Genomic DNA, 992 nt, shown 5'->3' with positions numbered 1-992 from the left:
CGGGCGGGCGCGGGCCGGGTGCCGGGGGCGGACGGGGCCCGGCGGGGGTGTCCCTCCGGCCCCCGCCCCTCCCTCACTTCACCTGGTACGTGGCGAGCGCCTGGGCGTAGTAGCGGCTGACGTCGTCGCGGTCGGCGTCGAGGCCGCGGAACTGGAGGACGTGGTACTTGCCGCCCACCGCCATGACCATGTTCCTGGCGAACACGTCACCGTCGCTGCCCGGCCAGGTGAACTGGCCCTCCGCCATCTTCCTGCCGCCCTCCTCGATCTCGCGCATCCCGGTGGACGTGACCCAGCTCGACTCGCGGAAGGGCCGCGTCTCGGGCTCGGACTCGCGCTGGTAGCGCAGCAGGTCGTTGCCGAACTCGGTCACGGAGTCGCGCCCGGGGACGACGATCAGCTCGTAGCTCCCGTGCGTCCACCGCACCTGCCCCTGCGGGTTGCGCGCGTGCCGGGTCCAGCCCTTGGGCACGGCGAGCTGGAAACCGGCCGGGTCCTGGTAGAGGACGAACCCGGCGGGGAGCTTCGGCCCGGCGGGCTTCTCCTTGGCGGGCGGCTTCTCCGCCTCCGGCCGGTCCTCCTTCGGTTTGTCCCGCTTCCCGTCCCCGGGACTCGCGGCGGGCGAGGAAGCGGGAGGGGCCGAGGTGGGCGCGGGCTTCTCCAGCGAGCCGGGCGCGTGGCTCAGCTCGGCACCCGTCCGCGCCTGATCGTTCTCGTCGGCCTTCGGCAGGAAGACCATGGCGTAGACGATCGTGCCCGCGAGCAGCACGAACACCGCGACGAGCAGCGTCCGCCCCAGCGAACGCGGCGTACGCGGACGCCCGCTGTCCCGGCCACCGGCGGTACGGGGACGACGTGCCCGGGCCGCTCCCCGGGACCGGTCGCCGCGCGGCGCGGTGCGGGCGCTTCCGGGCGTCTCGGGCGGCGAGTACGCGGCGGCGAGCCCGTAGAGCGGGGTCGTCTCCTCGGGGTCGGCCTCGCGCGCCCTGCGG

The 992-nt window shown here is 75.1% G+C and carries 1 pseudogene; it reads right to left on the bottom strand.

The annotated features are described in order from the left end of the window. Nucleotides 1-73: 73 nt before the first annotated feature. Nucleotides 74-992: pseudogene (locus SSBG_RS18240) on the bottom strand (serine/threonine protein kinase); the annotation flags it as partial.

Source organism: Streptomyces sp. SPB074, assembly GCF_000154905.1.
In the GTDB taxonomy this organism is placed as follows: Bacteria; Actinomycetota; Actinomycetes; order Streptomycetales; family Streptomycetaceae; genus Streptomyces.
Note: the sequence above shows the minus strand (reverse complement) of the source record. Positions and strands in the feature narration are given on the sequence as shown.